This is a genomic window from Caulobacter sp. DWR3-1-2, from assembly GCF_049896225.1.
Classification (GTDB): Bacteria; Pseudomonadota; Alphaproteobacteria; order Caulobacterales; family Caulobacteraceae; genus Caulobacter.
Map to the genome: position 1 here is coordinate 58718 of NZ_JAFCTW010000011.1, position 20660 is coordinate 79377.

The window sequence follows — 20660 nt, forward strand, 5'->3', positions numbered from 1 at the left end:
GAGAAAGCCCTCCACGGCGAGGCCGCGCCTTAAAGCCTTGATGGCGAGCTTGCGCCGGAATCCGACATTCCGCAGGGCCGAGAAGGGTGGAAAACAGACAGATTCGTCCCGGCTAGCGGACATCCACCTAAAGCGGCCAGCCCCCTACCCCAACGCCCTCTCAAAAACGTCCCCCGCCTTCAACGCCCCCTTCGCCCCCAGGATCGCGCTGGCCGTCTTGCGCGGCCCGAGGATCATCCCCGCCAGCCGCGTCAGGTCCGCCACCGTCACCGCGTCTACCGCCTGCGCCAGTTCGGCGGGGGCGTATAACCGGTCGAACATCAGCGCCTGGCCGGCCGCCTGCTCCGCCCGTGACAAAGGCTGTTCGCGGGCCATGAACATGTGGGCCTTAAGCTGGGCCTTGGCGCGGGCCAGTTCGGCATCCTCGATCTTGTCGGCCAGGGCCACGATCTGCTCGGCGCAGACCTTGGCGGTCTCGGCCGCGTCGCCGGCCGAGCAGCCGGCGTAAACGCCCAGCGCCCCGCAGTCGGCATAGGTGTCGGCATAGGCGTCGATATTATAGGCTAGGCCGCGCTTCTCGCGGGCCTCCTGGAACAGCCGCGACGACATGCCGCCGCCCAGGGCCTCGGCGAAGATCCGCAGGGCGAAATAGTCGTCCTGGCGGGCGCTGACGGCGGGCAGCATGAACACCAGGTGGGCCTGCTCCAGCTTGCGGGCCTGGCTCTTGCGGCCGCCGATGAAGGGGGCGGCGGCGAAGTCGGCGGCGCCCTTGGCCGACGGCAGGGCGCCGAACTGGCGGCGTGCCAGGTCCAGCACCTCGTCAACCTCGACCGCGCCGGTGGCGCTGACGATCAGCCGGTCCGCGGCGTAGAGCCGTCCGCGCCAGTCCGACAGGCCCTCGACCGTGGCCGCGTTGACGCTGTCGACCGTGCCCAGGATCGGCCGGGCCAGGGGGTGGTCGCCCCAGGCGGCGGCCTGGACCAGGTCGAACACATAGTCGTCGGGCGCGTCGGCGGCCTCGGCGATCTCCTGGGCCACCACCTGCTTCTCGCGGGTCAGGTCGGCCTCGTCGAGCGTGGGGCGCAGCACGAGGTCGCTGAGCACGCTCATGCCCAGGTCCAGCCCGCCCTTCAGGGCGCGGACCTGGAAACTGGTGCGCTCATAGCCGGTGGCGGCGTTGATCGACCCGCCCTGGGCCTCGATCACCTCGACGATGTCGCGCGCGCTGCGACCGCCGGCCCCCTTGAACACCATGTGCTCAAGCAGGTGCGACCAGCCCGACCGTGCCGGGTCCTCATAGGCCGCGCCGCGCCCGGCGACGACCGACAGGGCCACGGTCTCGAGACCGGGCATGGGATCACAGACGACGCGGACGCCGTTTTCGAGGGTGTGCAGGGTGGCGGAGGTTGTCATGTCCCCCTCGCATAGCGACCCAGCGGCCAGGACGCCAGGATGATCCCTTCTGCCGCAAGGGGAGAAGGAAGGATCAGGCGTTCGCGAACACCCGGACGAACGCCTTCACTGTCTCCGCGTCAGCCGGCAGCCGCTCAAACTTTTCCGGCTTCTTCGAGTGGTCCGGCGTGGCGCGCGGGGTCACCGGGCTGACGCCGGCGGCGGCCAGCACGGCTTGCGGGAACTTGGCCGGGTGGGCGGTGGCGAGGATCACCACCGGGGTCGCCGGGTCGGCCAGGCGCAGGACATTGGCGGCGGCCACGGCGACGGCGGTGTGGGGGTCCAGAAGCTCGCCGGTCTCGTTGAGGGTGGAGAGGATGGTCTTGGCGGTGTCGGCCTCGCTGACCGACGCGCCCTGGAACAAGTCGCGCATCTTGGCATGGGCGCTGGGCGGGATATCGAGCGCGCCCGCGCCGGCGAAGGCGCGGAAGGCGCGGCCGGTCTCGACCCCGTCGCGGCCCACGGCCTCGAAATACAGCCGCTCGAAATTGCTGGCCACCTGGATGTCCATGGCCGGGCTCTGGGTGGCGTGGACGCCGCCGCTGGCGTAGCGGCCTTCCTCGAAGGCTCTTGCGAGAATGTCATTGGAGTTGGTGGCGGCGATGATCCGGGCGATCGGCAGGCCCATGCGGCTGGCGACATAGGCGGCGTAGGCGTCGCCGAAATTCCCCGTCGGCACCACGAAGGCCACCTTGCGGGCAGGGGCCCCCAGGGCGACGGCGGCGGTGAAGAAATAGACGGTCTGGGCGGCGATCCGCGCCCAGTTGATCGAGTTGACGCCCGACAGGTCCACTGCGTGGCGGAACTGGTCGTCCTGGAAGGCCTGCTTGACGATGGCCTGGCAGTCATCGAACGAGCCGAGGATCGAGACGCAGGCCACATTGCTGTCGGTCGCCGTGGTCATGAACCGGCGCTGGACCTCGCTGATCCGGCCCTCGGGGAACAGGGCCACGATGCGGGCATGGCTGCGGCCGCGGAAGGCCTCGACCGCCGCGCCGCCGGTATCTCCGGAGGTGGCGCAGATGATGGTCATGGTCCGCGACTGGCGCGACAGCACATGGTCATAGAGCCGCCCCAGCAGCTGCATCGCCACGTCCTTGAAGGCCAGGGTCGGGCCATGGAACAGCTCCAGCAGGTGGCGGCCGGGGGTCAGCTGTTTCAGCGGCGCGACGGCGGTGTGGGCGAAGCTGGCATAGGCCTCGTCGCACAGATCGCGCAGGTCCTGGGCCGGCAGGTCGTCGCCGACGAACTTGCCGATCACCGTGGCGGCGACCTGGGCGTAGGGCTGGCCGGCGAAGGCGGCGATCTCGTCAGGCGTAAAGGTGGGCCAGCGCTCTGGCACATAGAGGCCGCCGTCGGGGGCGAGGCCGGCCAGCACCGCTTCGAGGAAGCCGATCGACGGGGCCTGGCCCCGTGTGGAGACGTAACGCATCAGGATCTCATCTTCCGCCAGAGCATGGCGGCATAGATAAACAGCAAGGTCACGGCAAGACCGAACCACGTCAGGGCGTATTCCAGGTGCCGATTGGAAATTTCTGCCGGCAAGGGCGCGGGGGTGATTCCGGGCGGCGCGGGCGTGGCGGTCTCGACCATCAGGATGAAAGGTGCGGGCTTGTCGGCGGCGAAGCGCTGCAAAGTTGCTTGGCGGTCACCGCCCAGGGTCTTGGGGGCCATCAGCACCCCGACGGCGTGGGCCGGAGCGGCCAGGGTGACGGGGCCCGGCGCCGTCTGGCCGGTCATGGCCTTGATCACCCCCAGGTCCAGCAGGATAAGGCCGTAGGAACGGGTCGTGGTCGGGCACGGGACGGTGGCGCGCCAGACGATGTCGCCGTCGCGGACGCCATAGACGGGGGGCAGGGTCTCAGAGCGGCCGGCGGCGCAATCGACCGAGACGCGGGTCCAGGCGACGTCCTCGCCTTTATCGGCCCGAGCCAGCACCGTCGCCAGGGGCTGGGCGGGCGCGGTCTTCAGCACCTCAATCCGGGCCAGCAGGTCTTCCTTCCAGGCCAGGCGCTTGATCTGCCAGCCGCCCAGGGCGCAGAGGATGGCGAAGGCGATCAGGGTGGCGATCGTCAGGCCGATCGGGAAGCGGCGGTCGGGCGCGACGGCGGGAGCGGTCTCAGACATCGTGGCGGCCGGCCTCCGAGGCCTTGTTGGCGATCTGGGCGGCGACGATCAGGCCCTTGGCCGGGCGCATCAGGGCCAGGCTGGCGATCACCGTGACCGGCAGCCAGAACACCAGCAGCAGCCAGGTCGGCCAGTGCCAGGCGAACATCGAAAACAGCGCCCCGAACGCGCACAGGAAGCCGGCGATCAGGATCACGAAGGTCGAGGCTCCGTCCCCCGGCTCGTGGGCCCCAAGGTCGAAGCCGCAGGCGTCGCAGGTCTTGGCCACCTTCAGGAACCCGTCGAACAGCATCCCCTCGCCGCAGTGCGGACAGCGGCCGGTCGCGCCGGCGAGGTAGGGGTTCACGCGGTTGGGGTGGGGGGCGGTCATGGGACTACTCCTTACACCGCAACGCGCGGACAGGCACATGGGCTTGTCCCCAATCAGACCCCAGAAACCAAAAAGGCCCGGAACGCCTTGCGACGGTCCGGGCCCTTTGGAGGCGCGAGCGCTAGTGCTGGGCGCCGAAGATCACATAGACGAAGGCGAACAGAAACAGCCAGACCACGTCCACGAAGTGCCAGTACCAGGCGGCGGCTTCGAAACCGAAGTGCTGCTTGGGCGTGAAGGCGCCGTTCATCAGACGGATCAGGCAGACGATCAGGAACAGGGTGCCGACGAACACGTGGAAGCCGTGGAAGCCGGTGGCCAGGAAGAAGGTCGAGCCGTAGAGGCCGGCATTGGCGGCGGCTTCCGAGTAGAACAGGTGCTCGCTATTGATATGGCTGTATTCATAAATCTGGATGGTGGTGAACAGCGCGCCCAGCAGGATGGTCAGGATCAGGCCCCACTTGGCGCCGTTGCGGTCGCCTTGCTGCAGGGCGTGGTGCGACCAGGTGATGGTGGTGCCTGACAGAAGCAAGGTGAGCGTGTTGACCAGCGGCAGCTGCCAGGGCGAGACGGCCTCGACGCCCGTCGGCGGCCAGGTGGCCCAGGCGGCGCGGACTTCCTCGATGCCCGACAGGGTGCGGTGGTGATGGAAGAGCGCCATCTCGAAGAAGATCCAGAACCAGGCGACGAAGAACATCACTTCCGAGGCGATGAACAACACCATGCCGTAGCGCAGGCCAATCGAGACGACGGGGGTGTGGTCGCCGGCGTTGGCTTCCTTGATGACGTCGCTCCACCAGCCGAAGAAGGTGTAGAGCACGCCCGAAATGCCTAGGGCGAACAGCCACCACTGGCCCTTGTCGATGCCGAAGACCCCGCCCTTGATCCAGGCGATCAGGCCGATAGCCATCATGGTGGCCGACAGCGAACCGACGAACGGCCAGGCGCTGGGGGGCAGGATGTGATAGTCGTGTTTGACGGCGCCTTGGGCCATGTGCGTGCTAACCCTATAATCCCTATAAGCGCGCCGGCCGGTTTTCCCCCTGCCGAAACGCCATGTGTGAAACGCTATAGCCCTGTCGGCGGCCTGCCGCCAAGGGGTTCGACGATGCGCGGCGTCGCCGCCGCCTGTTTCGCCCCCGCCGCGTCAGGCACGGCCGGGAAGAAGGTATAGGAGAGCGTGATTTCCGACTTTCCCTTGGTGTCGACGTCATCGACGAAACCGGGATCGACGAAATAGACCACCGGGAACTCGACCGTCTGGCCGGGCGCGATGGTTTGATTCGAAAAGCAGAAGCATTCCAGCTTCTGGAAATAGGGGCCGGCCTGCTCGGGCACGACATTGTAGATCGCCCGACCGGTCATGGGCTTGTCGCCGCGGTTGGTCACCTTGAAGAAGGCCAAGCCCGTATCGCCGATCCGGACGGTCTGGCTGGTCTGCAGGGCGGTGAAGTCCCAAGGCAGATTGCGGACATTGGCGTCGAAGCGGATCTCGATCTTGCGGTCGAGCACCTTGGTCGGCTTGGCCACGGCCTTGCGCACCGTGCCGTCAAAGCCCGTGGCCTGGCAGAACAGCTTGTACAGCGGCACGGCGGCATAGGCCGCGCCGACCATGCCGAAGAAGGCCACGCCGCAGATCGCGGCGACCTTGAGGTGGTTGCGCTTGGCCGGACGCTCGGCCGTGCCGACCTTGTTGTCCTGCTCGATCTTGCGCCGGTCTTCGGGCTTGAGGCCGTCGTCAGAAGTGGGGCCCAACATTGCCTCCCAGCTTCACGAGGGTGACGACGAAGACCAGGATCACGAAGGCAACCAGGCCCAGGCCCAGGGCGATGTTACGGCCGCTGCGCGCCTTGGTGGCGGGATCGACGGGCTTGCGTGTCATGACAGCAGCTCCAGAGCTTTGAGGCCCAGCACGGCCTCGGCCAGCAGGGCGGCGAACAGGGCGAACAGATAGAGGATCGAGAAGGCGAACAGGTTCCGGGCGTGCTTGGCGTCGCCGACCACCACGCGTTGGCCAGGTTTGCCGCGCTTGGCCTCGGCCTCGCCGACCTCATAGAGGTCGCGGTCGGCGGGACGCGGATCAGCGGCGTCGCCGGCCGTGCTGCGGAAGACGCGCAGGGCCAGGGTCAGGAACACCAGGCCGCCCAGGCCCGAGACTGCCAGGTACAGCCACCCGCCCAGGCCCGTGAACACCGGGGCCAGGCACACCGGGATCAGCACCAGCGTGTAGAGCAGGATCTGCTTGCGGGTTTCGCGTGCGCCCTTGACGACGGGCAGCATCGGCACGCCGGCCTTGGCGTAGTCGGTGCTGATATAGAGCGACAGCGCCCAGAAGTGCGGCGGGGTCCACAGGAAGATGATCAGCACCATCAGCCAGGCGTTCAGCGGCGCGTGACCGGTCGCCGCCGCCCAGCCGATCACCGGCGGCAGGGCCCCGGCCAGGCCGCCGATGACGATGTTCTGGGCCGTCCAGCGCTTGAGCCACATGGTGTAGACCACGGCGTAGAAGACGATGGTGAAGGCCAACAGGCCGGCGGCCAGCCAGTTGATCGCCATGCCCATCAGCATCACCGAGAGCAGGCTGAGCACCACGCCAAGCGTGGCGGCTTCCTCGCCCTTGACCAGGCCCATGGGCACCGGCCGGCCGCGCGTGCGGCGCATCTTGGCGTCGATGTCGGCGTCGTACCACATGTTCAGCGCGCCCGAGGCGCCCGCCCCGATGGCGATGCACAGCACCGCCACGGCGCCCAATAACGGGTGGATCGGCGTTCGGGCGGCCAGCATTCCGGTCAGGGCGGTAAACACCACCAGCGACATCACCCGCGGCTTCATCAGCTGGAAATAGTCCTGCCAACGGGCGTGGCGGACCGTATCGGTCGCCTCGTCGTCGGGGATCAGGACAGTGGGCTGGGCCATTTTACGAAAGGGTCGCTTGTCTACTTAAGGGTCGCGGGTTCTGGATGGGCGAAGGGCGCGGGCTGGATTTTCATCCGGCCCGCGCCCCCGCGTTTGCGTCTCTAGTCTATCAGGTTCAGTGGCTGTCGGCCTTGATCACCGGCGGGTCGCTGAACTGGTGGAAGGGCGGCGGCGACGACAGGGTCCATTCCAGGGTGGTGGCGCCTTCGCCCCACGGATTGGCCTCGGCCGGGCGACGACGGATGGCGGCCTCGATCAGGATGACCAGGAACACCAGCACGCCCACCGCGGTGATCGCGTAGCCCACCGACGAGACGTAGTTCCAGTGCGCGAAGGCGACTGGATAGTCCACATAGCGGCGCGGCATGCCCTGCAGGCCCAGGAAGTGTTGCGGGAAGAAGATCACGTTGACGCCGACGAACATGATCCAGAACTGAAGGCAGCCCAAGAACTCGTTGTACTTCACGCCCCACATCTTCTCGAACCAGTAGAAGAAGCCGGCGAAGATGGCGAACACCGCGCCCAGCGACAGCACGTAGTGGAAGTGGGCGACGACGTAATAGGTGTCGTGCAGGCTGTAGTCGATGCCGGCGTTGGACAGCACGACGCCGGTCACGCCGCCGACGGTGAACAGGAAGATGAAGCCGATCGCCCACAGCATGGGGGTCTTGAAGCTGATCGAGCCGCCCCACATCGTGGCGATCCACGAGAAGATCTTCACGCCGGTGGGCACCGCGATGACCATGGTGGCGGCCACGAAATAGGCCCGCAGGTTGATGCTCATGCCGACGGTGTACATGTGGTGAGCCCACACGATGAAGCCGACGAAGCCGATGGCGACCATGGCGTAGGCCATCGCCAAATAGCCGAAGATCGGCTTCTTGGAGAAGGTCGAGACGATGTGGCTGATGATGCCGAAGCCTGGCAGGATCAGAATGTACACTTCCGGGTGACCGAAGAACCAGAACAGGTGCTGGAACATGACGGGGTCGCCGCCGGCGGCCGGGTCGAAGAAGTGGGTGCCGAAGTTGCGGTCGGTCAGCAGCATGGTGATGGCGCCGGCCAGCACGGGCAGCGACAGCAGCAGCAGGAAGGCGGTAATCAGCACCGACCAGGCGAACAGCGGCATGCGGTGCAGGGTCATGCCCGGGGCCCGCATGTTGAAGATCGTGGTGATGAAGTTGATCGCGCCGAGGATCGACGAGGCGCCGGCCAGGTGGAGCGCCAGGATCGCCAGGTCCATCGACGGGCCGGTGTGGCCGGTGGTCGACAGTGGCGGATAGATCGTCCAGCCGCCGCCAAAGCCCTTGCCCGGGCCGCCGTCGACGAACATCGAGGTCAGCAGCAGGCACCAGGCGGCGACCAGCAGCCAGAACGACACGTTGTTCATCCGCGGGAAGGCCATGTCCGGCGCGCCGATCATGATCGGCACGAACCAGTTGCCGAAACCGCCGATCATCGCCGGCATGACCATGAAGAAGATCATGATCAGGGCGTGGGCGGTGACGACCGCGTTGTAGCCGTGCTTGGACGATTCAACGATCCCGATGTTTTGGAAACGACCACCGCTGACCGTTTGCATGAAGACATCGAGCGAACCGCCCGGCCTGAAAACTTGGATGCCCGGCTCGGCCAGCTCCCAGCGGATCAGGCCCGACAGCAGACCGCCCACCAGGCCCGCCATGATGGCGAAGATGATGTAAAGCGTGCCAATGTCCTTGTGGTTCGTCGACCCGAACCAGCGGGCGATGAAGGGCGGCTTGTGATCAGCGTCGTCGTGCGCATCGTGCGCGTCGTGATGATCGATGTCAGCGGCGTGAGCCATCGGACTTAATCCTGCAATCGTATCTTAGACCGCCGGCGCGGCGGGAGCCGCGGCCGGAGCGGATGCGGGGGCGGTCGCGACCGGGGTCACCGTGGCGGTCGCCGGAGCGGCTGCGGTGGCGGGTGCGGCGGGCGGCGCGGTCTTGGACTTCACCCAGACGTCAAAGTCGGCCTGGCTGACGACATGAATCTCGATCGGCATGTTCGAGTGTTCGACGCCGCAGAGTTCCGAGCACTGACCGTAATAGACGCCGATGGTGTCTGCCTTGAACCAGGTTTCGTTCAGGCGGCCGGGGATGGCGTCGGTCTTCAGGCCGAAGGCCGGCAGGGCGAAGGCGTGGATCACGTCGGCGCCGGTGACCTGAACCCGGATGACCTGGTTTACCGGAACGACCAGCGGCTTGTCGGCGGCCAGCAGGTAAGGCACGCCCTTGGCGGCGGCCTCTTCCTTCTTCAGCGGCACCGAGGTGATCTCGCTGATCTTCTGGTCGGGATATTCGTAGCCCCAGTACCACTGGTAGCCAGTGGCCTTCACCGTCATGTACGGCTTGGGCATGTCGTTATAGGCGAAAAGCAGCCGGAACGAGAAGATCGCGATCACCATCAGGATGACCACCGGGACGATTGTCCAGATGATCTCGACCGTGGTGTTGTGGCTGAACTTGGCCGGAACCGGGTTCGCCTTCTTGTTGTAGCGGATGCAGACCCAGATGATCAGGCCCAGCACCAGCAAGGTGATGGCCGTGATGATCGGCATCAAGATGACATTGTGGAACCAGATCGCCTCGAACTTCAGCGGCGACGCGGCGCGCTGCAGATCGATCGCGCCAGGCGTCGGCTGTCCCAGCAGTTCGGTGCTCTTGGCCAGCGCCTGCCCCGCGAATACGCCCGAAAGCGCCATCGTCGTGGCGGCGACGGCTGCTACGCCCGCCAACATCCGCCGCATCCCCAAAATTGCCTTCATATCCCTCACGGCCCGTTTCGGCGGCGATTTGGCGTCCATCGAACCCACGCCGCGCCGACTTGCACAATACGACCAGTGACATGGAACAATGGCAATCGACTTTGTGGAATCGACGGCCCTGCCCCGGCGTCTCTGGCCGGTCGTCGGCGTGCATACGCGCTCAAATCCCCCTTGCCAAGCGCCAGAGGTGTTCGCCGAACACCGTGCTGTAAAGGCGGGCGCGTTAGCTGAGAACAGCTCTCAACAGCGGCCAATCGGTGACCTACGTGTCATTACTAACATGTAATGACAGCTACCTTGCATTAGGCACTACCTTGCGTCACAAGGATGCAGCAACGGGAAACCAACGCCGTGACGGAAGCCATCGAAATTCAACTGAAAAAGGGCGTGCTGGCGCTGTGCGTGCTGGCCCTGCTGTCACGCGCCGACAGCTACGCCTACGAAATCGCCAGCAAGCTCGCCAAGGACATCGATATGGGGGAAGGGACAATCTACCCGCTCATGCGCCGCATGCAGTCGGACGGCCTGGTCGAGACCTATTTGGTCGAGAGCCAGAGCGGCCCGCCGCGCAAATATTATCGCCTGACCGATGCCGGGCGAAACAGCTTCACGGCCCAGAAGGCCGAATGGGCGGCGTTCACCACGGCCGTCGAAGACATCTTGGGAGCCGCCGCATGACGCGCGCCGAATTCCTCACCCGCCTCAAGCGCGGCCTGGCCGGCATGCCCGCCTCCGCGATCGCCGACATCGTCGCCGATTACGAGGCGCACTTCGCCGACGCCCAGGCGGCCGGACGCAGCGAGGCCGAGGTGGCCGCCGCCCTGGGCGACCCAGAACGGCTGGCTCGCGAACAGCGCGCCGAGCAGGGCGTCAAGCGCTGGGAAGAGGTCAAGAACCCCTCGGCCGCCGCCGGCGCCGTCTTCGCGGTGTTGGGTCTGGGCGCGATCGACATTCTGTTCCTGCTGCCCTTGCTGATGGGCGTGTTGGGGACGTTGTTCGCCTTCTTCATGGCGGCGATCGGCGTGTTCGTGGGCGGCGGCTTCGTCGCCACGGTCGGGCCGTTCGCCGGACCGCCCGGCGGCCCCGCCGTCGCCTTCCTGATGGGCATCGGACTGATGGCCGTCGCCACCGCCCTGGCCGCCGTCACCACCCTGCTGACCATCTGGCTCGTCAACGGCCTGGTCTGGTACGGGCGTCTTCACTACCGGCTGCTGAAGCCGGCCATCGAAACCCAGGTCTGAGGGGACCGCCATGATCCGTAACCTGACCATCGTCGCCGTCGCCAGCTTCGTCCTCGCCCTCGGCTGCTTCGGCGGCGCGGCGGCACTGGGCGGCCGCGAGCTGCTGACCCGCGGCTGGACCATTCCGATGAACGACTGGCACATCGACGTCAGCGACGACGACGACCATGTCTCGATCACGCCGGGCGGCGTGAACGCCGGCGACCGCGAGGAAACCACGCGCCAGATCGCCTGGGCCGGCGCCGAGGCCCTGCAGATCGACCTGCCCGCCGACGTCACCTACACCCAGGCGGCCCCGGGCGCCGGCGCGTCGATCAAGGTCTCCGGGCCCAGGTTCCTGGTCGATCGGGTGGAGGTCGAGAACGGCCGCATCCGCCTGAAGGGCGACGACGACTCCGGCGACATCAATGTCACCGGCCACGGCATCCAGATCTCGCGCGGCCGCGACGCGCTGGTCATCGAGGTGACCGCCCCGGCCGTCCGCAGCTTCACCCTGAACGGCAGCGGCGACCTGGACGTACGGGCCTATGACCAGCCCACCCTGGACCTGGAGATCAACGGCAGCGGCGCCATCAGCGCCCACGGCAAGACCGCCAAGCTCGACCTGCAGGTCTCCGGCTCGGGCGAAGCCGACCTCGGGGGCCTGGACGCCGGCGACACCAAGGTCGCCGTGGCCGGCAGCGGCGAGGCCAAGATCGCCCCGCACGGCGCGACGGAGGTCGAGGTGGCCGGCAGCGGCGAGGTCGAGGTGATCACCAAGCCGACCAGCCTGGTCTCCAACGTCGCCGGCTCCGGCGAAGTGCACCAGAACTGGTAGGACTCACGGACGGGGACATGCCCATGGGCATGTCCCCGATCGCATCCGCCACGAGCCCCCGGCGTCGAATCGTCGCCCGGGTGATGACGTGGGCGGAAGAAACCCCTACCTCTAGGGGCATGACAGCTCTCATGACCGCCCCGTCCCTGCTGGCCGCCGCCGGCGTCGATCCCGAACGGGCCCGCCAGATTCTCGGCGAAGCCCTGGCCGGCGCCGATGACGGGGAACTGTTCGTCGAACGCTCCGAAAGCGAGTCCTTCGTGTTCGACGACGGGCGGCTGAAGAGCGCCTCCTATGATTCGGGCGAAGGTTTCGGCCTGCGCGTGGTGGCGGGCGAGACCGCTGGCTACGCCCACTCCGCCGAGATTTCCGAAGCCTCGCTCGGCCGCGCCGCCGATTCGGCCAAGCTGGCCCGCCGCGGCTATGCCGGGATCCACGCCGACGCCCCGCGCGCCACCAATGAAAAACTCTATGGCGACGACGACCCCGTCTCGGCGCCAGCCTTTTCCGACAAGGTCGCCCTGCTGCAGGAGATCGACGCCTTCGCCCGGGCCCGCGATCCGCGCGTGGTCCAGGTGATGGCCTCGATGGCCGGCGAGCGCCGCGTCGTCGAGATCCTGCGCGCCGACGGCCGCCTGCTGCGCGACGTGCGGCCCCTGGTCCGCGTCAATGTGCAGGTCACGGTCGAGAAGGACGGCAAGCGCGAGGCCGGCTCCTCGGGGGCCGGTGGCCGCGCCGGCTTCGCCGCCTGGATCAGCCCCGACAAGTGGCAGGAGCAGGTCGACGAGGCCCTGCGCCAGGCCTTGGTCAATCTCGACGCCGTGGCCTGCCCGGCCGGCGAGATGGACGTGGTGCTCGGCCCAGGCTGGAACGGCGTGCTGCTGCACGAGGCCGTCGGCCATGGCCTGGAAGGCGATTTCAACCGCAAGGGCATCAGCGCCTTCTCGGGCCGGATCGGCGAGCGCGTCGCCGCCAAGGGCGTCACGGTGTTCGACGACGGCTCCCTGCCCGGCCGTCGCGGCTCGCTGACCATCGACGACGAGGGCACCCCCACCGAGCGCACCGTGCTGATCGAGGACGGCATCCTCGTGGGCTACATGCACGACCGGATGAGCGCCCGGCTGATGGGCATGGCCCCGACCGGCAACGGACGTCGCCAGTCCTACGCCCACATGCCCATGCCGCGCATGACCAATACCGGCATGCTGGCCGGTAACGACGACCCGGCCGAGATGATCGCCTCGATGAAGCGCGGGCTCTACTGCGCCAATTTCGGCGGCGGCCAGGTCGACATCACCAACGGAAAGTTCGTTTTCCAGTGCACCGAGGCCTATCTGGTCGAGGACGGCAAGATCACCGCGCCCGTCAAGGGCGCCACCCTGATCGGTGATGGCCCCAACGCCTTGACCAAGGTGACGATGATCGGCCACGACTTCGACTTCGACCCCGGAATCGGCGTCTGCGGCAAGTCCGGCCAGGGCGTGCCGGTCGGCGTCGGCCAGCCGTCGCTGAAGATAACGGGACTGACGGTTGGGGGCACTGCGGTTTAGGCGCGGCGTCCGAATAGGAATGGCGTAAATGGCCCTCGAAAGCGGCCTTCGCCGCGCCGTTCTGCTCGTCGCGGCGCTGAACCTTGCCTATTTCGGCGTTGAGCTCACCGTCGCGCTGCACATCGGTTCGGTGTCGCTACTGGCCGACAGCGTCGATTTCCTCGAGGACGCCGCCGTCAATTTTCTGATCTTCGTGGCGCTTGGCTGGAGCCTCCAGCGACGCGCATGGGTCGGATCAGCCCTGGCGGGCGTCTTGTTGATCCCTGCGGCGGCCTTCTTCTGGGCAGTGTGGCGAAAGTACGCGGACCCGGTTCCGCCCGAGGCGCTGCCCTTGGCCATCACCGGGGCCGGAGCCTTGGTGGTCAACCTGTTCTGCGCCTTCACCCTGGCGCGTTTTCGCCGTCACGCCGGCAGCCTGACCAAGGCGGCCTTCCTGTCCGCGCGCAACGATGCGCTGGCTAATGTGGCGATCATCCTCGCCGCGGTCATCACCCTGTTCACGCGCTCGTTCTGGCCGGATGTGGTCGTGGGCCTCGTCATCGCCTGCATGAACATCGACGCGGCCAAGGCCGTGTGGATCGCCGCGCGCGCCGAACATCAGGCGGCGCGACCCGTGCCCTGATCCTCGCTCAGTCCCATCGGGGCCGGGCCGACACCGATGACCGGGCGCAACCGGGAAGCACCGCTCGCCGCTGAAGCCCGATCCGTCCATCCGGCGCGCGGCGGCGGGGTCCACGACGGCGGCCGCTACCGGTTGACGATCTTGATGATCCGCTTGGACGACGGTCGGCCAGACAGCCCCTTGTCCGGCGCGTAGGTGACGATCAGGTCGCTGCCCTTCAGGTTGACGCCGGGCTTGCGACCCTCGGCCAGTAGCACGCGGACGACGCGGGCCAGCAGGTTGCGGTCGCCGTTGCGGGCCATCTTCTCGAAGGCCTCGGCGGTGACCGTGGCGGTGTCGGCCACCAGCACCGAGGTGGCGGGAGTGGCGTCATCGACGGTTTCGAAGGCGATGCGGTGCTGGGCGGCGCGGCTGGCGCGGGCGCTGGCCTGCAGCAGGCGCTGGAACAGCAGGTTGACGGAGATCACGGTCGGCGGTTGGATCGAGGTGGCCTTGCCGGTCAGGGCGGCGGCGTCGCCGGCCGGCCGCTCGGCGGTGAACAGCGTCATCCCGCCCAGCTTGCTGGCTCGCAGGACGGGCTCGCCCATCTCGTTCTTGTAGATGGTGTCGCCGCGCGGCGCGGGCTGGGCGGACAGCACCCAGACCTCGGAGCTGTTTTCGAACTTCATCAGCGGCTGGGACGCGCCGCGATCCAGAATAAAGGCGCTGCCGGTTTCGGAGACGTAGCGGGCGACGGCGGGCGGGGCCGCCCTGCGGGTGTCCGACGCCCCGCGACTGCCAAACAGCGCGTCGCGAAGGCTGTGCCCGTTCTGTGCGTGCGCGGCGCCGGCGCTGGCCACCAGGGCGAGCGCCAACAGGATCGCCCGGCCCCCTGGCCTCCCGCCTGGCCTCCCCCCTGGCCTCGTCGTCGCCGCCGATAGACTCTTCATGCCCATGGTCATGATCGTCGACTGGGGCGAATCTTGGACGCCAAAGACCTTGTTCCCGCCACGCCTTACCCCGAAGCCCCCAGTGTCGCTTGCGAGCAACACCTCCGTCGGTCGGTCAGTCGAGCGGGCGGGAGGACGGTCGTCAAGGGTGGTGTCGCCTTGGCCTCATCGCCAAAACAAACGCTGCCATCCCGGACAAGCGCGTAGCGCGCCGATCCGGGATGGCAGCGTGAACGCCGCGCTTCCGGCGGTCCCGGATCTGCGGCCCTGCGGGCCTTCTCCGGGATGACACGCCTTTTTCAGCTCTAGAATCGCTGGCTTAAGCCGCCATGTACTGCCCGCCGTTCAGGGTCAGCGTCGCGCCGGTGACGAAACCGGCGCGCTCGCCGGCCAGGAACGAAACCATGTCGGCGATCTCCTCGCCCTTGCCCAGGCGGCCGACGGGGATGCCGGCGATGATCGAGGCCAGCACGGCTTCCGGCACGGCGGCGACCATCTCGGTGTCGATATAGCCCGGGCAGATGACGTTGACGGTCACGCCCTTCTTGGCGTTCTCCAGGGCCAGGGCCTTGGTGAAACCGATCAGCCCGGCCTTGGCGGCCGAATAGTTGGTCTGGCCCATCTGGCCCTTCTGGCCGTTGATCGAGCTGATATTGACGATCCGGCCCCAGTTGCGTTCGCGCATCCCCTCAATGACCGGACGGGTCATGTTGAAGGCGCTGTCCATGTTGACGCGGATGACTTCGGACCACTGCTCGTAGGTCATCTTGTGCAGCATGCCATCGCGGGTGATGCCGGCGTTGTTGACCAGCACGTCGATCGGGCCCAGTTCGGCCTCGACCTTTTTGACGGCGGCGGCGCAGTCGTCGAACGAGCCGACATTGCCCTTTACCACCATCACGCCCAGGTCCTTGGCGCAGGCTGCGGCGGCCTCCTCATTGCCGGAATAACCGGCCGCCACCTTCATTCCGTCGGCCACCAGCCGCTCGCAGATCGCCCGACCAATGCCCCGGGTGCCGCCGGTCACGAAAGCCACTCTCGCCATCAAATTCTCTCCCTGAAGTTTCTTATGGTTGCACGCGGCCGGCGGCGCGGGACAAGCCCTAGCCGCCGGCCGTCATGGAAATTCATCGCGGCGACGTTTGTCGGTTCGGGATCGTCAGACCGCCTCGACGCACATGGCCACGCCCATGCCGCCGCCGATGCACAACGTGGCCAGGCCCTTCTTGGCTCCGGAACGCTTCATCTCATGGACCAGGGTGGTGAGGATGCGCGCGCCCGAGGCGCCGATCGGGTGGCCGATGGCGATGGCCCCGCCGTTGACATTGACCTTGGCCGGATCGAGGCCCAGCTCCTGCACCACGCACAGCGACTGGGCGGCGAAGGCCTCGTTGCTCTCGATCAGGTCGAGATCGGCGACGGTCCAGCCGGCCTTTTCCAGAGCCTTCTTGGACGCCGGGATCGGGCCGGTGCCCATGATCTCGGGCTCGACGCCGGCATTGGCCCACGAGGCGATCCGGGCCAAGGGGGTCAGGCCGCGCTTCTTGGCCTCGTCGGCGCTCATCAGCACCAGGGCGGCGGCGCCATCATTGAGGCCCGAGGCGTTGGCGGCGGTGACCGAGCCGTCCTTGGTGAAGGCCGGCTTGAGCCCGGAAATGCCTTCATAGGTCGCGCCGTGGCGGATGAACTCGTCGTCCTTAACCACCGTGTCGCCCTTGCGACCCTTGATGGTCACCGGGACGATCTCGCAGTCGAACTTGCCGGCCTTCTGGGCGGCCTCGGCCTTGTTCTGGCTGGCGACGGCGAAGCGGTCCTGGGCTTCGCGGGTGATCTGCCAGCGCGAGGCGATGTTCTCGGCGGTCTGGCCCATGTGGTAGCCGTGGAAGGCGTCCCACAGGCCGTCCTTGATCATGGTGTCGACGAAGCTGAGGTCGCCCATCTTCTGGCCGTTTCGTAAGCCTTGCGCGTGCGGCGCCTGGCTCATGCTCTCCTGGCCGCCCACGACCACGATATTGGCGTCGCCGGCGGCAATCTGCTGGGCGCCCAGAGCCACGGCGCGCAGGCCCGAGCCGCATAGCTGGTTGAGGCTCCAGGCCGGGCTTTCGACTGGGATACCGGCATTGACCGAGGCCTGGCGGGCCGGACCCTGGCCGGCGGCGGCCTGCAGCACCTGGCCCAGGATCACTTCGTCGACATCGGCGGCGCTGATGCCCGCGCGCTCAACGGCGGCCTGGATGGCGATCTTGCCCAGCTCGTGGGCCGGCAGGCTGGACAGGGCGCCGAGGAACGAGCCGACCGGCGTGCGGGCGGCGGAAACGATGACGATGTCGCTCATGGCGAAGAAGCTCCCAACGTATTTCCGGGCGCTTCTCGCAGTTGCGGCGCCCATGATTTTGCAGTGCGGCGCCACCATGCCTAAACCGGCACGGTTCGTCACCGTCACATTTTCACGGGATGTTGCGCGCGCCAAGCGTCAGCGGCACTGGCGTCATGCCTTTGCATTCGCGATAGTGCAGTGCGAAAAGGCGGAGACAACGCTGTCCTAGGGAACGAAATGTCCGAGAACAACGAAAACGGCGAAACGCCATCGGCCCGCGCGCCCGGCGAAAAAGCCGCCGGCCCCAAGGTCGTCATCAAGAAATACGCCAACCGTCGCCTCTACAATACAGCGTCTTCCTCTTACGTCACGCTGGAACACCTGTCGGACATGGTGAAGGAGGGCGTGGATTTCGTGGTCTATGACGCCAAGACCAATGACGACATCACCCGCTCGGTGCTGACCCAGATCATCTTCGAAGAGGAAAATCGCGGCGGCGGCCAGAACCTGCTGCCGATCCAGTTCCTCCGCCAGTTGATCGGTTTCTACGGCAATTCCATGCAGGCCTTCGTGCCCAGCTATCTGGAAATGTCGCTGGAGAGCTTCACCAAGCAGCAGGAGCGGATGCGCACCCAATTCGCCGGCCTGACGCCCGTCAAGGGCATCCCCGCCGTCGGCATGCCCACGATCGGCGTCTACGAAGACCAGATTCGTCAGAACATGGCGCTGTTCGACCGGGCCATGAAGATGTTCTCGCCCTTCGCCTATGCCCGCCCCGAGGATGCGCCCGCCGCCACGCCGGCCGAACCGCCGCCGCCCGCCACGCCGGCCTCGGCGCCCAGCGAGGACTCGCTGGCCGACCTCAAGCGCCAGCTTGAGGCCATGCAGCAGCAGATCGAGAAGCTGGCGACCAAGCCCTAGGGGGCGTGTTGCGTCCTTCGAGGCTCGGCTTCGCCTCGCACCTCAGGATGAGGAATTCAGAGCAAAAGATCCTCATCCTGAGGCGCCCGCGAAGCGGGCCTCGAAGGACGCAGCCTTGCCACGATCCCTTAACCACGCCGACTGATCCGTTCTTAACGCTCGCGGCGTTATCTCTTCACCATGAATGGTCCGATCGACCCTATCCGCCGCGTCCAAGCCGCGCGCCGGGCGTTGCCCGCGCCTCGCGACACCGACCGCCCCGAAGCGGACGGCGAGGACGTGACGTTCGTGCGTGACGAGGCGCCCGCTCCCCAGCCGCCCCCTCCCAAAAATACCAATAGGGGCCGAGGCGCCTTCGCCACCTTCGCCGCCCACGTGATGGGCCAGAGCGGCCAGAAGCGCGGGCTGCGCGGTGGGCAGGAAGTGCTCGACGCGGCGCGTTCGACCTATCTCGGCACGGAATATTCCGGCCCGGCCGACCGTCGCCCCCGGGCAGGCCTGATCAAGAAGACCGAGATCTAGGACTTTCGCCGAGCCAGTTCGGCTTCCAAAGCCGCGACCCGTTGCTCCAGCGACGCCACCTTTTGGTCCAGCGACAGCCCCGCCGGCGGCGAGGCCGCATGCGCGCCTACGCCCGCCCGGCGCGCCGCCTCGGCCAGCGAAACACCCAGAACCTCGGCGAAGGCGGCGATCTGGGCGGCGGTCAGCTCGCGCTGGTCCTTGTAGGCCAGGGCCAGCTCCTCGCCGCTCATGCCGGCCACGGCGGCCAGCACCGCGCGGGCGAGGCCGCGCTCGGCCAGCCGTTCATCATACCAGGCCTGATCGAAGAAGAGCGCCATGGGCGGAAGCTAGCGCGCCGGAACGGGTTGGCGCCAGTCTTGCTTAACTCGTGGGTAACCGTCTCGCGAGTTTCCCATGCTGCTCACCCTGGCCACCCGCTTCTTCGACATCGCCGTCGTGACGCTGATCTTCACGGCGCTGACCTAGAGCATTTCCCGACCTGACTGCGTCAGGCCGTGAGCTCTAATCTTTTGTTCTGACGCATTTTTCTTCACGCGAACCGGAACCACTTCGCTCGAAAAATGCTCGAGCTCAAATTCGAGGGCACGATTGGGGACATGCCCTTGGCGTGTCCCTACCGGCGGGTGTGTCGCTTGAACACGGGGACACGCCCAAGGGCATGTCCCCGGCCGTGAAACTAATGCGCGTCGCTGAAGTCGACGTCGCGGCGGGCCGAGACGATGGTGACGATGAAGCCGGCCAGCACGTCCAGCAGCACCATCACTGTCAGCAGGAAGAAGACCGAGGTTCCGAAGGCGGGCGCCAGCAGGAACTCGACCAGGCAGAGGATGAACAGCACCATCGACAGCGAGTGGTTGATGATCGCGATCTTGCGGCTGGTCGTCGACTTCAGCAGCTCGACGAACAGCACCACCAAGGATGCCGCCAGCAACAGGTCGCCCAGGCTGACCACCCAGTCGGCCTTGGAGGTCATGTGGATGGTGAACAGCTGCTCGGCCAGGCGGTATTGAGCGGCGTTCGAGCCGAAGCCGCCCGCGAAGGTCAGGACGATCAGGTTGTAGATCAACACCGGCAAGGCCAGCAGCGGAAACGCGGCGAACATGTTTGGCTCTCCCCCAGGATGGCGCGACTTCAAGGTTAACCGGTTTCGGGCGCGCGGTGAAGCTGCGACCGCTTGGAAGGCGAGCGCTAGGCGCGAAGCGCCTAGAGCATCGCGCGGAAAAGTGGCCACCGGTTTTCCGCAAAAGCGATGCGAAAACAGAAGTCTAGAGCAAGCCGTGCGATTCCTATATCGCGCGGCTTGCTCTAGACTTCGTCCACGCCCCGCGGGTTGCGCAGCCGCGTCTGCAGCCACATCACGCCCAGCAGGTCGGACACCGAGGCCTTGAGCCGGCCGAAATTGGTGTATTTCGACACCCCGCTCTCGCGATGGCGATGGTTCACGGGCTGGAAATCGACGCGGTAGCCCTCGCGCAGCATCAGGGCCGGGATGTAGCGGTGGATGTGGTCGAAATAGGGGAGCCGCAGGAAGGCCTCGCGGCGGAAGGCCTTGAGCCCGCAGCCGGTGTCGTTGGCAGTGTCCTTCAGCAGGCGCTTGCGCACCCCGTTGCCGAACTTCGAGGCGAAGCGCTTGGCCGAGCTGTCCTGGCGCTTGACCCGCTCGCCGCCGACCAGGGCCAGGTCGTCCGGCGCCGCCTTCAAGGCTTTCGCGAGACGAGGCGCGTCGGCGGGATCGTTCTGGCCGTCGCCGTCCAGGGTGACGATGATCGGCGCGCGGGCCGCCAGCACGCCGCTGCGCACGGCGCGGCTTTGGCCGGAATTCTTGCGGTGGCTCAGCACCCGCAACTGCGGGATCTCGGTCTTCAGGGCGACCAGCAGCGCGCGGGTGTCGTCGCGGCTGGCGTCGTCAATGAAGATGATCTCGTGGCTTTCTCCCGCGAAGGCCGCCGCGATCTCGCGGGCGAGGGCCGGCGCCGCGCCGCCCTCGTCGAAGACGGGGACGACGATGGAATAGTCGGGCGCTGCGGCGGCGGTCGAGGCGGTCATCGCCCTCTAATACCGCAAAAGTCGCCAGGATAAAGGATCGTG

At 66.9% G+C, this 20660-nt stretch carries 24 protein-coding genes and 1 pseudogene; 9 read left to right on the forward strand and 16 right to left on the reverse strand.

The genetic code is table 11. The annotated features are described in order from the left end of the window. Positions 1-144: 144 nt before the first annotated feature. The 10 genes from ACP696_RS15315 to coxB form a co-directional block, all read right to left on the reverse strand. Entirely contained in the window at positions 145-1413 is a 1269-nt protein-coding gene (locus ACP696_RS15315; RefSeq protein ID WP_426030310.1) for a M16 family metallopeptidase, read from the reverse strand. A gap of 73 nt (positions 1414-1486) precedes the next feature. Next, positions 1487-2884 (reverse strand): threonine synthase, encoded by a 1398-nt coding sequence (gene thrC, locus ACP696_RS15320; RefSeq protein ID WP_426030309.1) that lies wholly within the window; start codon positions 2882-2884, stop codon positions 1487-1489. After that, positions 2884-3579: an SURF1 family protein gene (locus ACP696_RS15325; protein ID WP_426011190.1), complete on the reverse strand. Its 696-nt coding sequence runs from the start codon at positions 3577-3579 to the stop codon at positions 2884-2886. The genes thrC and ACP696_RS15325 overlap by 1 nt, the downstream gene beginning before the upstream one ends. After that, positions 3572-3949, reverse strand: coding sequence for a DUF983 domain-containing protein (locus ACP696_RS15330; protein ID WP_426011189.1), 378 nt, complete (start codon positions 3947-3949; stop codon positions 3572-3574). The genes ACP696_RS15325 and ACP696_RS15330 overlap by 8 nt, the downstream gene beginning before the upstream one ends. A gap of 121 nt (positions 3950-4070) precedes the next feature. After that, entirely contained in the window at positions 4071-4943 is an 873-nt protein-coding gene (locus ACP696_RS15335; protein WP_426011188.1) for a cytochrome c oxidase subunit 3, read from the reverse strand. A gap of 74 nt (positions 4944-5017) precedes the next feature. Further along, positions 5018-5707, reverse strand: a complete 690-nt coding sequence (locus ACP696_RS15340) for a cytochrome c oxidase assembly protein (protein WP_426044000.1) — start codon at positions 5705-5707, stop codon at positions 5018-5020. After that, positions 5688-5831 carry a hypothetical protein gene (locus tag ACP696_RS15345; protein WP_426011187.1) on the reverse strand — a complete coding sequence of 48 codons (144 nt, stop codon included), beginning with the start codon at positions 5829-5831 and terminating at the stop codon, positions 5688-5690. Before ACP696_RS15345 ends, ACP696_RS15340 begins: the two co-directional genes overlap by 20 nt. Then, the gene (gene cyoE / locus ACP696_RS15350) at positions 5828-6865 is read right to left on the reverse strand and encodes a heme o synthase (RefSeq protein ID WP_426011186.1); all 1038 of its coding nucleotides are present in this window, start codon (positions 6863-6865) and stop codon (positions 5828-5830) included. The genes ACP696_RS15345 and cyoE overlap by 4 nt, the downstream gene beginning before the upstream one ends. 115 nt (positions 6866-6980) lie before the next feature. Beyond that, entirely contained in the window at positions 6981-8690 is a 1710-nt protein-coding gene (gene ctaD / locus ACP696_RS15355; RefSeq protein WP_426011185.1) for a cytochrome c oxidase subunit I, read from the reverse strand. A gap of 24 nt (positions 8691-8714) precedes the next feature. Then, positions 8715-9653 (reverse strand): cytochrome c oxidase subunit II, encoded by a 939-nt coding sequence (gene coxB / locus ACP696_RS15360; RefSeq protein ID WP_426011184.1) that lies wholly within the window; start codon positions 9651-9653, stop codon positions 8715-8717. Between the two features lie 351 nt (positions 9654-10004). On the opposite strand from coxB, the gene ACP696_RS15365 reads away from it, so the two are divergent. From ACP696_RS15365 to ACP696_RS15385, 5 genes are all read left to right on the forward strand, one after another. Next, a complete protein-coding gene (locus ACP696_RS15365) occupies positions 10005-10331 on the forward strand; it encodes a PadR family transcriptional regulator (RefSeq protein ID WP_426011183.1) in 327 nt (108 codons plus the stop codon). Beyond that, a complete protein-coding gene (locus ACP696_RS15370; RefSeq protein WP_426011182.1) occupies positions 10328-10894 on the forward strand; it encodes a DUF1700 domain-containing protein in 567 nt (188 codons plus the stop codon). The genes ACP696_RS15365 and ACP696_RS15370 overlap by 4 nt, the downstream gene beginning before the upstream one ends. Positions 10895-10904: 10 nt before the next feature. Continuing rightward, complete coding sequence (locus ACP696_RS15375; RefSeq protein ID WP_426011181.1) at positions 10905-11711, forward strand: GIN domain-containing protein; 807 nt, start codon at positions 10905-10907, stop codon at positions 11709-11711. Between the two features lie 119 nt (positions 11712-11830). After that, positions 11831-13261, forward strand: a complete 1431-nt coding sequence (tldD, locus tag ACP696_RS15380; protein WP_426011180.1) for a metalloprotease TldD — start codon at positions 11831-11833, stop codon at positions 13259-13261. A gap of 28 nt (positions 13262-13289) precedes the next feature. Beyond that, a complete protein-coding gene (locus ACP696_RS15385) occupies positions 13290-13883 on the forward strand; it encodes a cation transporter (RefSeq protein WP_426011179.1) in 594 nt (197 codons plus the stop codon). Positions 13884-14008: 125 nt separating this feature from the next. Here ACP696_RS15385 and ACP696_RS15390 read toward each other — a convergent pair whose 3' ends face one another. The 3 genes from ACP696_RS15390 to ACP696_RS15400 all read right to left on the reverse strand — a co-directional run bounded on the left by ACP696_RS15390 (position 14009) and on the right by ACP696_RS15400 (position 17147). Next, the gene (locus ACP696_RS15390) at positions 14009-14737 is read right to left on the reverse strand and encodes a DUF4908 domain-containing protein (RefSeq protein WP_426011178.1); all 729 of its coding nucleotides are present in this window, start codon (positions 14735-14737) and stop codon (positions 14009-14011) included. 394 nt (positions 14738-15131) lie between these two features. Continuing rightward, a complete protein-coding gene (locus ACP696_RS15395; protein ID WP_426011177.1) occupies positions 15132-15857 on the reverse strand; it encodes a beta-ketoacyl-ACP reductase in 726 nt (241 codons plus the stop codon). Between the two features lie 114 nt (positions 15858-15971). After that, positions 15972-17147, reverse strand: a complete 1176-nt coding sequence (locus ACP696_RS15400; RefSeq protein ID WP_426011176.1) for an acetyl-CoA C-acetyltransferase — start codon at positions 17145-17147, stop codon at positions 15972-15974. Between ACP696_RS15400 and ACP696_RS15405 the strand changes: the two genes are divergently transcribed. The 4 genes and pseudogenes from ACP696_RS15405 to ACP696_RS15420 all read left to right on the forward strand — a co-directional run bounded on the left by ACP696_RS15405 (position 17146) and on the right by ACP696_RS15420 (position 18572). Further along, on the forward strand, positions 17146-17358 hold the full coding sequence (locus ACP696_RS15405) for a hypothetical protein (RefSeq protein WP_426011175.1): 213 nt from the start codon (positions 17146-17148) through the stop codon (positions 17356-17358). The genes ACP696_RS15400 and ACP696_RS15405 overlap by 2 nt on opposite strands. Before the next feature lie 8 nt (positions 17359-17366). Continuing rightward, positions 17367-18050, forward strand: coding sequence for a polyhydroxyalkanoate synthesis repressor PhaR (phaR, locus tag ACP696_RS15410; protein WP_426011174.1), 684 nt, complete (start codon positions 17367-17369; stop codon positions 18048-18050). A gap of 4 nt (positions 18051-18054) precedes the next feature. Then, positions 18055-18195: pseudogene (locus ACP696_RS15415) on the forward strand (hypothetical protein); the annotation flags it as partial. A gap of 35 nt (positions 18196-18230) precedes the next feature. Next, complete coding sequence (locus tag ACP696_RS15420) at positions 18231-18572, forward strand: hypothetical protein (protein ID WP_426011173.1); 342 nt, start codon at positions 18231-18233, stop codon at positions 18570-18572. Here the strand turns inward: ACP696_RS15420 and ACP696_RS15425 are convergent. The 3 genes from ACP696_RS15425 to ACP696_RS15435 form a co-directional block, all read right to left on the reverse strand. Then, on the reverse strand, positions 18569-18889 hold the full coding sequence (locus ACP696_RS15425; protein WP_426011172.1) for a DNA-binding protein: 321 nt from the start codon (positions 18887-18889) through the stop codon (positions 18569-18571). The genes ACP696_RS15420 and ACP696_RS15425 overlap by 4 nt on opposite strands. Before the next feature lie 359 nt (positions 18890-19248). Next, positions 19249-19674 (reverse strand): hypothetical protein, encoded by a 426-nt coding sequence (locus tag ACP696_RS15430; protein WP_426011171.1) that lies wholly within the window; start codon positions 19672-19674, stop codon positions 19249-19251. Positions 19675-19877: 203 nt separating this feature from the next. After that, complete coding sequence (locus ACP696_RS15435) at positions 19878-20618, reverse strand: glycosyltransferase family 2 protein (protein WP_426011170.1); 741 nt, start codon at positions 20616-20618, stop codon at positions 19878-19880. Positions 20619-20660: the final 42 nt, after the last annotated feature.

Coding starts and splice junctions, on each gene's coding strand:
- cyoE (WP_426011186.1), bottom strand. CDS start 6,865: ATGGCCCAGCCCACTGTCCTGATCCCCGACGACGAGGCGACCGATACG.
- ACP696_RS15405 (WP_426011175.1), top strand. CDS start 17,146: ATGGCGAAGAAGCTCCCAACGTATTTCCGGGCGCTTCTCGCAGTTGCG.
- coxB (WP_426011184.1), bottom strand. CDS start 9,653: ATGAAGGCAATTTTGGGGATGCGGCGGATGTTGGCGGGCGTAGCAGCC.
- ACP696_RS15435 (WP_426011170.1), bottom strand. CDS start 20,618: ATGACCGCCTCGACCGCCGCCGCAGCGCCCGACTATTCCATCGTCGTC.
- ACP696_RS15430 (WP_426011171.1), bottom strand. CDS start 19,674: ATGTTCGCCGCGTTTCCGCTGCTGGCCTTGCCGGTGTTGATCTACAAC.
- ACP696_RS15335 (WP_426011188.1), bottom strand. CDS start 4,943: ATGGCCCAAGGCGCCGTCAAACACGACTATCACATCCTGCCCCCCAGC.
- ACP696_RS15345 (WP_426011187.1), bottom strand. CDS start 5,831: ATGACACGCAAGCCCGTCGATCCCGCCACCAAGGCGCGCAGCGGCCGT.
- ACP696_RS15420 (WP_426011173.1), top strand. CDS start 18,231: ATGAATGGTCCGATCGACCCTATCCGCCGCGTCCAAGCCGCGCGCCGG.
- tldD (WP_426011180.1), top strand. CDS start 11,831: ATGACAGCTCTCATGACCGCCCCGTCCCTGCTGGCCGCCGCCGGCGTC.
- ACP696_RS15325 (WP_426011190.1), bottom strand. CDS start 3,579: ATGTCTGAGACCGCTCCCGCCGTCGCGCCCGACCGCCGCTTCCCGATC.
- ACP696_RS15385 (WP_426011179.1), top strand. CDS start 13,290: ATGGCCCTCGAAAGCGGCCTTCGCCGCGCCGTTCTGCTCGTCGCGGCG.
- ACP696_RS15395 (WP_426011177.1), bottom strand. CDS start 15,857: ATGGCGAGAGTGGCTTTCGTGACCGGCGGCACCCGGGGCATTGGTCGG.
- phaR (WP_426011174.1), top strand. CDS start 17,367: ATGTCCGAGAACAACGAAAACGGCGAAACGCCATCGGCCCGCGCGCCC.
- thrC (WP_426030309.1), bottom strand. CDS start 2,884: ATGCGTTACGTCTCCACACGGGGCCAGGCCCCGTCGATCGGCTTCCTC.
- ACP696_RS15425 (WP_426011172.1), bottom strand. CDS start 18,889: ATGGCGCTCTTCTTCGATCAGGCCTGGTATGATGAACGGCTGGCCGAG.
- ACP696_RS15370 (WP_426011182.1), top strand. CDS start 10,328: ATGACGCGCGCCGAATTCCTCACCCGCCTCAAGCGCGGCCTGGCCGGC.
- ACP696_RS15315 (WP_426030310.1), bottom strand. CDS start 1,413: ATGACAACCTCCGCCACCCTGCACACCCTCGAAAACGGCGTCCGCGTC.
- ACP696_RS15330 (WP_426011189.1), bottom strand. CDS start 3,949: ATGACCGCCCCCCACCCCAACCGCGTGAACCCCTACCTCGCCGGCGCG.
- ctaD (WP_426011185.1), bottom strand. CDS start 8,690: ATGGCTCACGCCGCTGACATCGATCATCACGACGCGCACGATGCGCAC.
- ACP696_RS15375 (WP_426011181.1), top strand. CDS start 10,905: ATGATCCGTAACCTGACCATCGTCGCCGTCGCCAGCTTCGTCCTCGCC.
- ACP696_RS15400 (WP_426011176.1), bottom strand. CDS start 17,147: ATGAGCGACATCGTCATCGTTTCCGCCGCCCGCACGCCGGTCGGCTCG.
- ACP696_RS15340 (WP_426044000.1), bottom strand. CDS start 5,707: ATGTTGGGCCCCACTTCTGACGACGGCCTCAAGCCCGAAGACCGGCGC.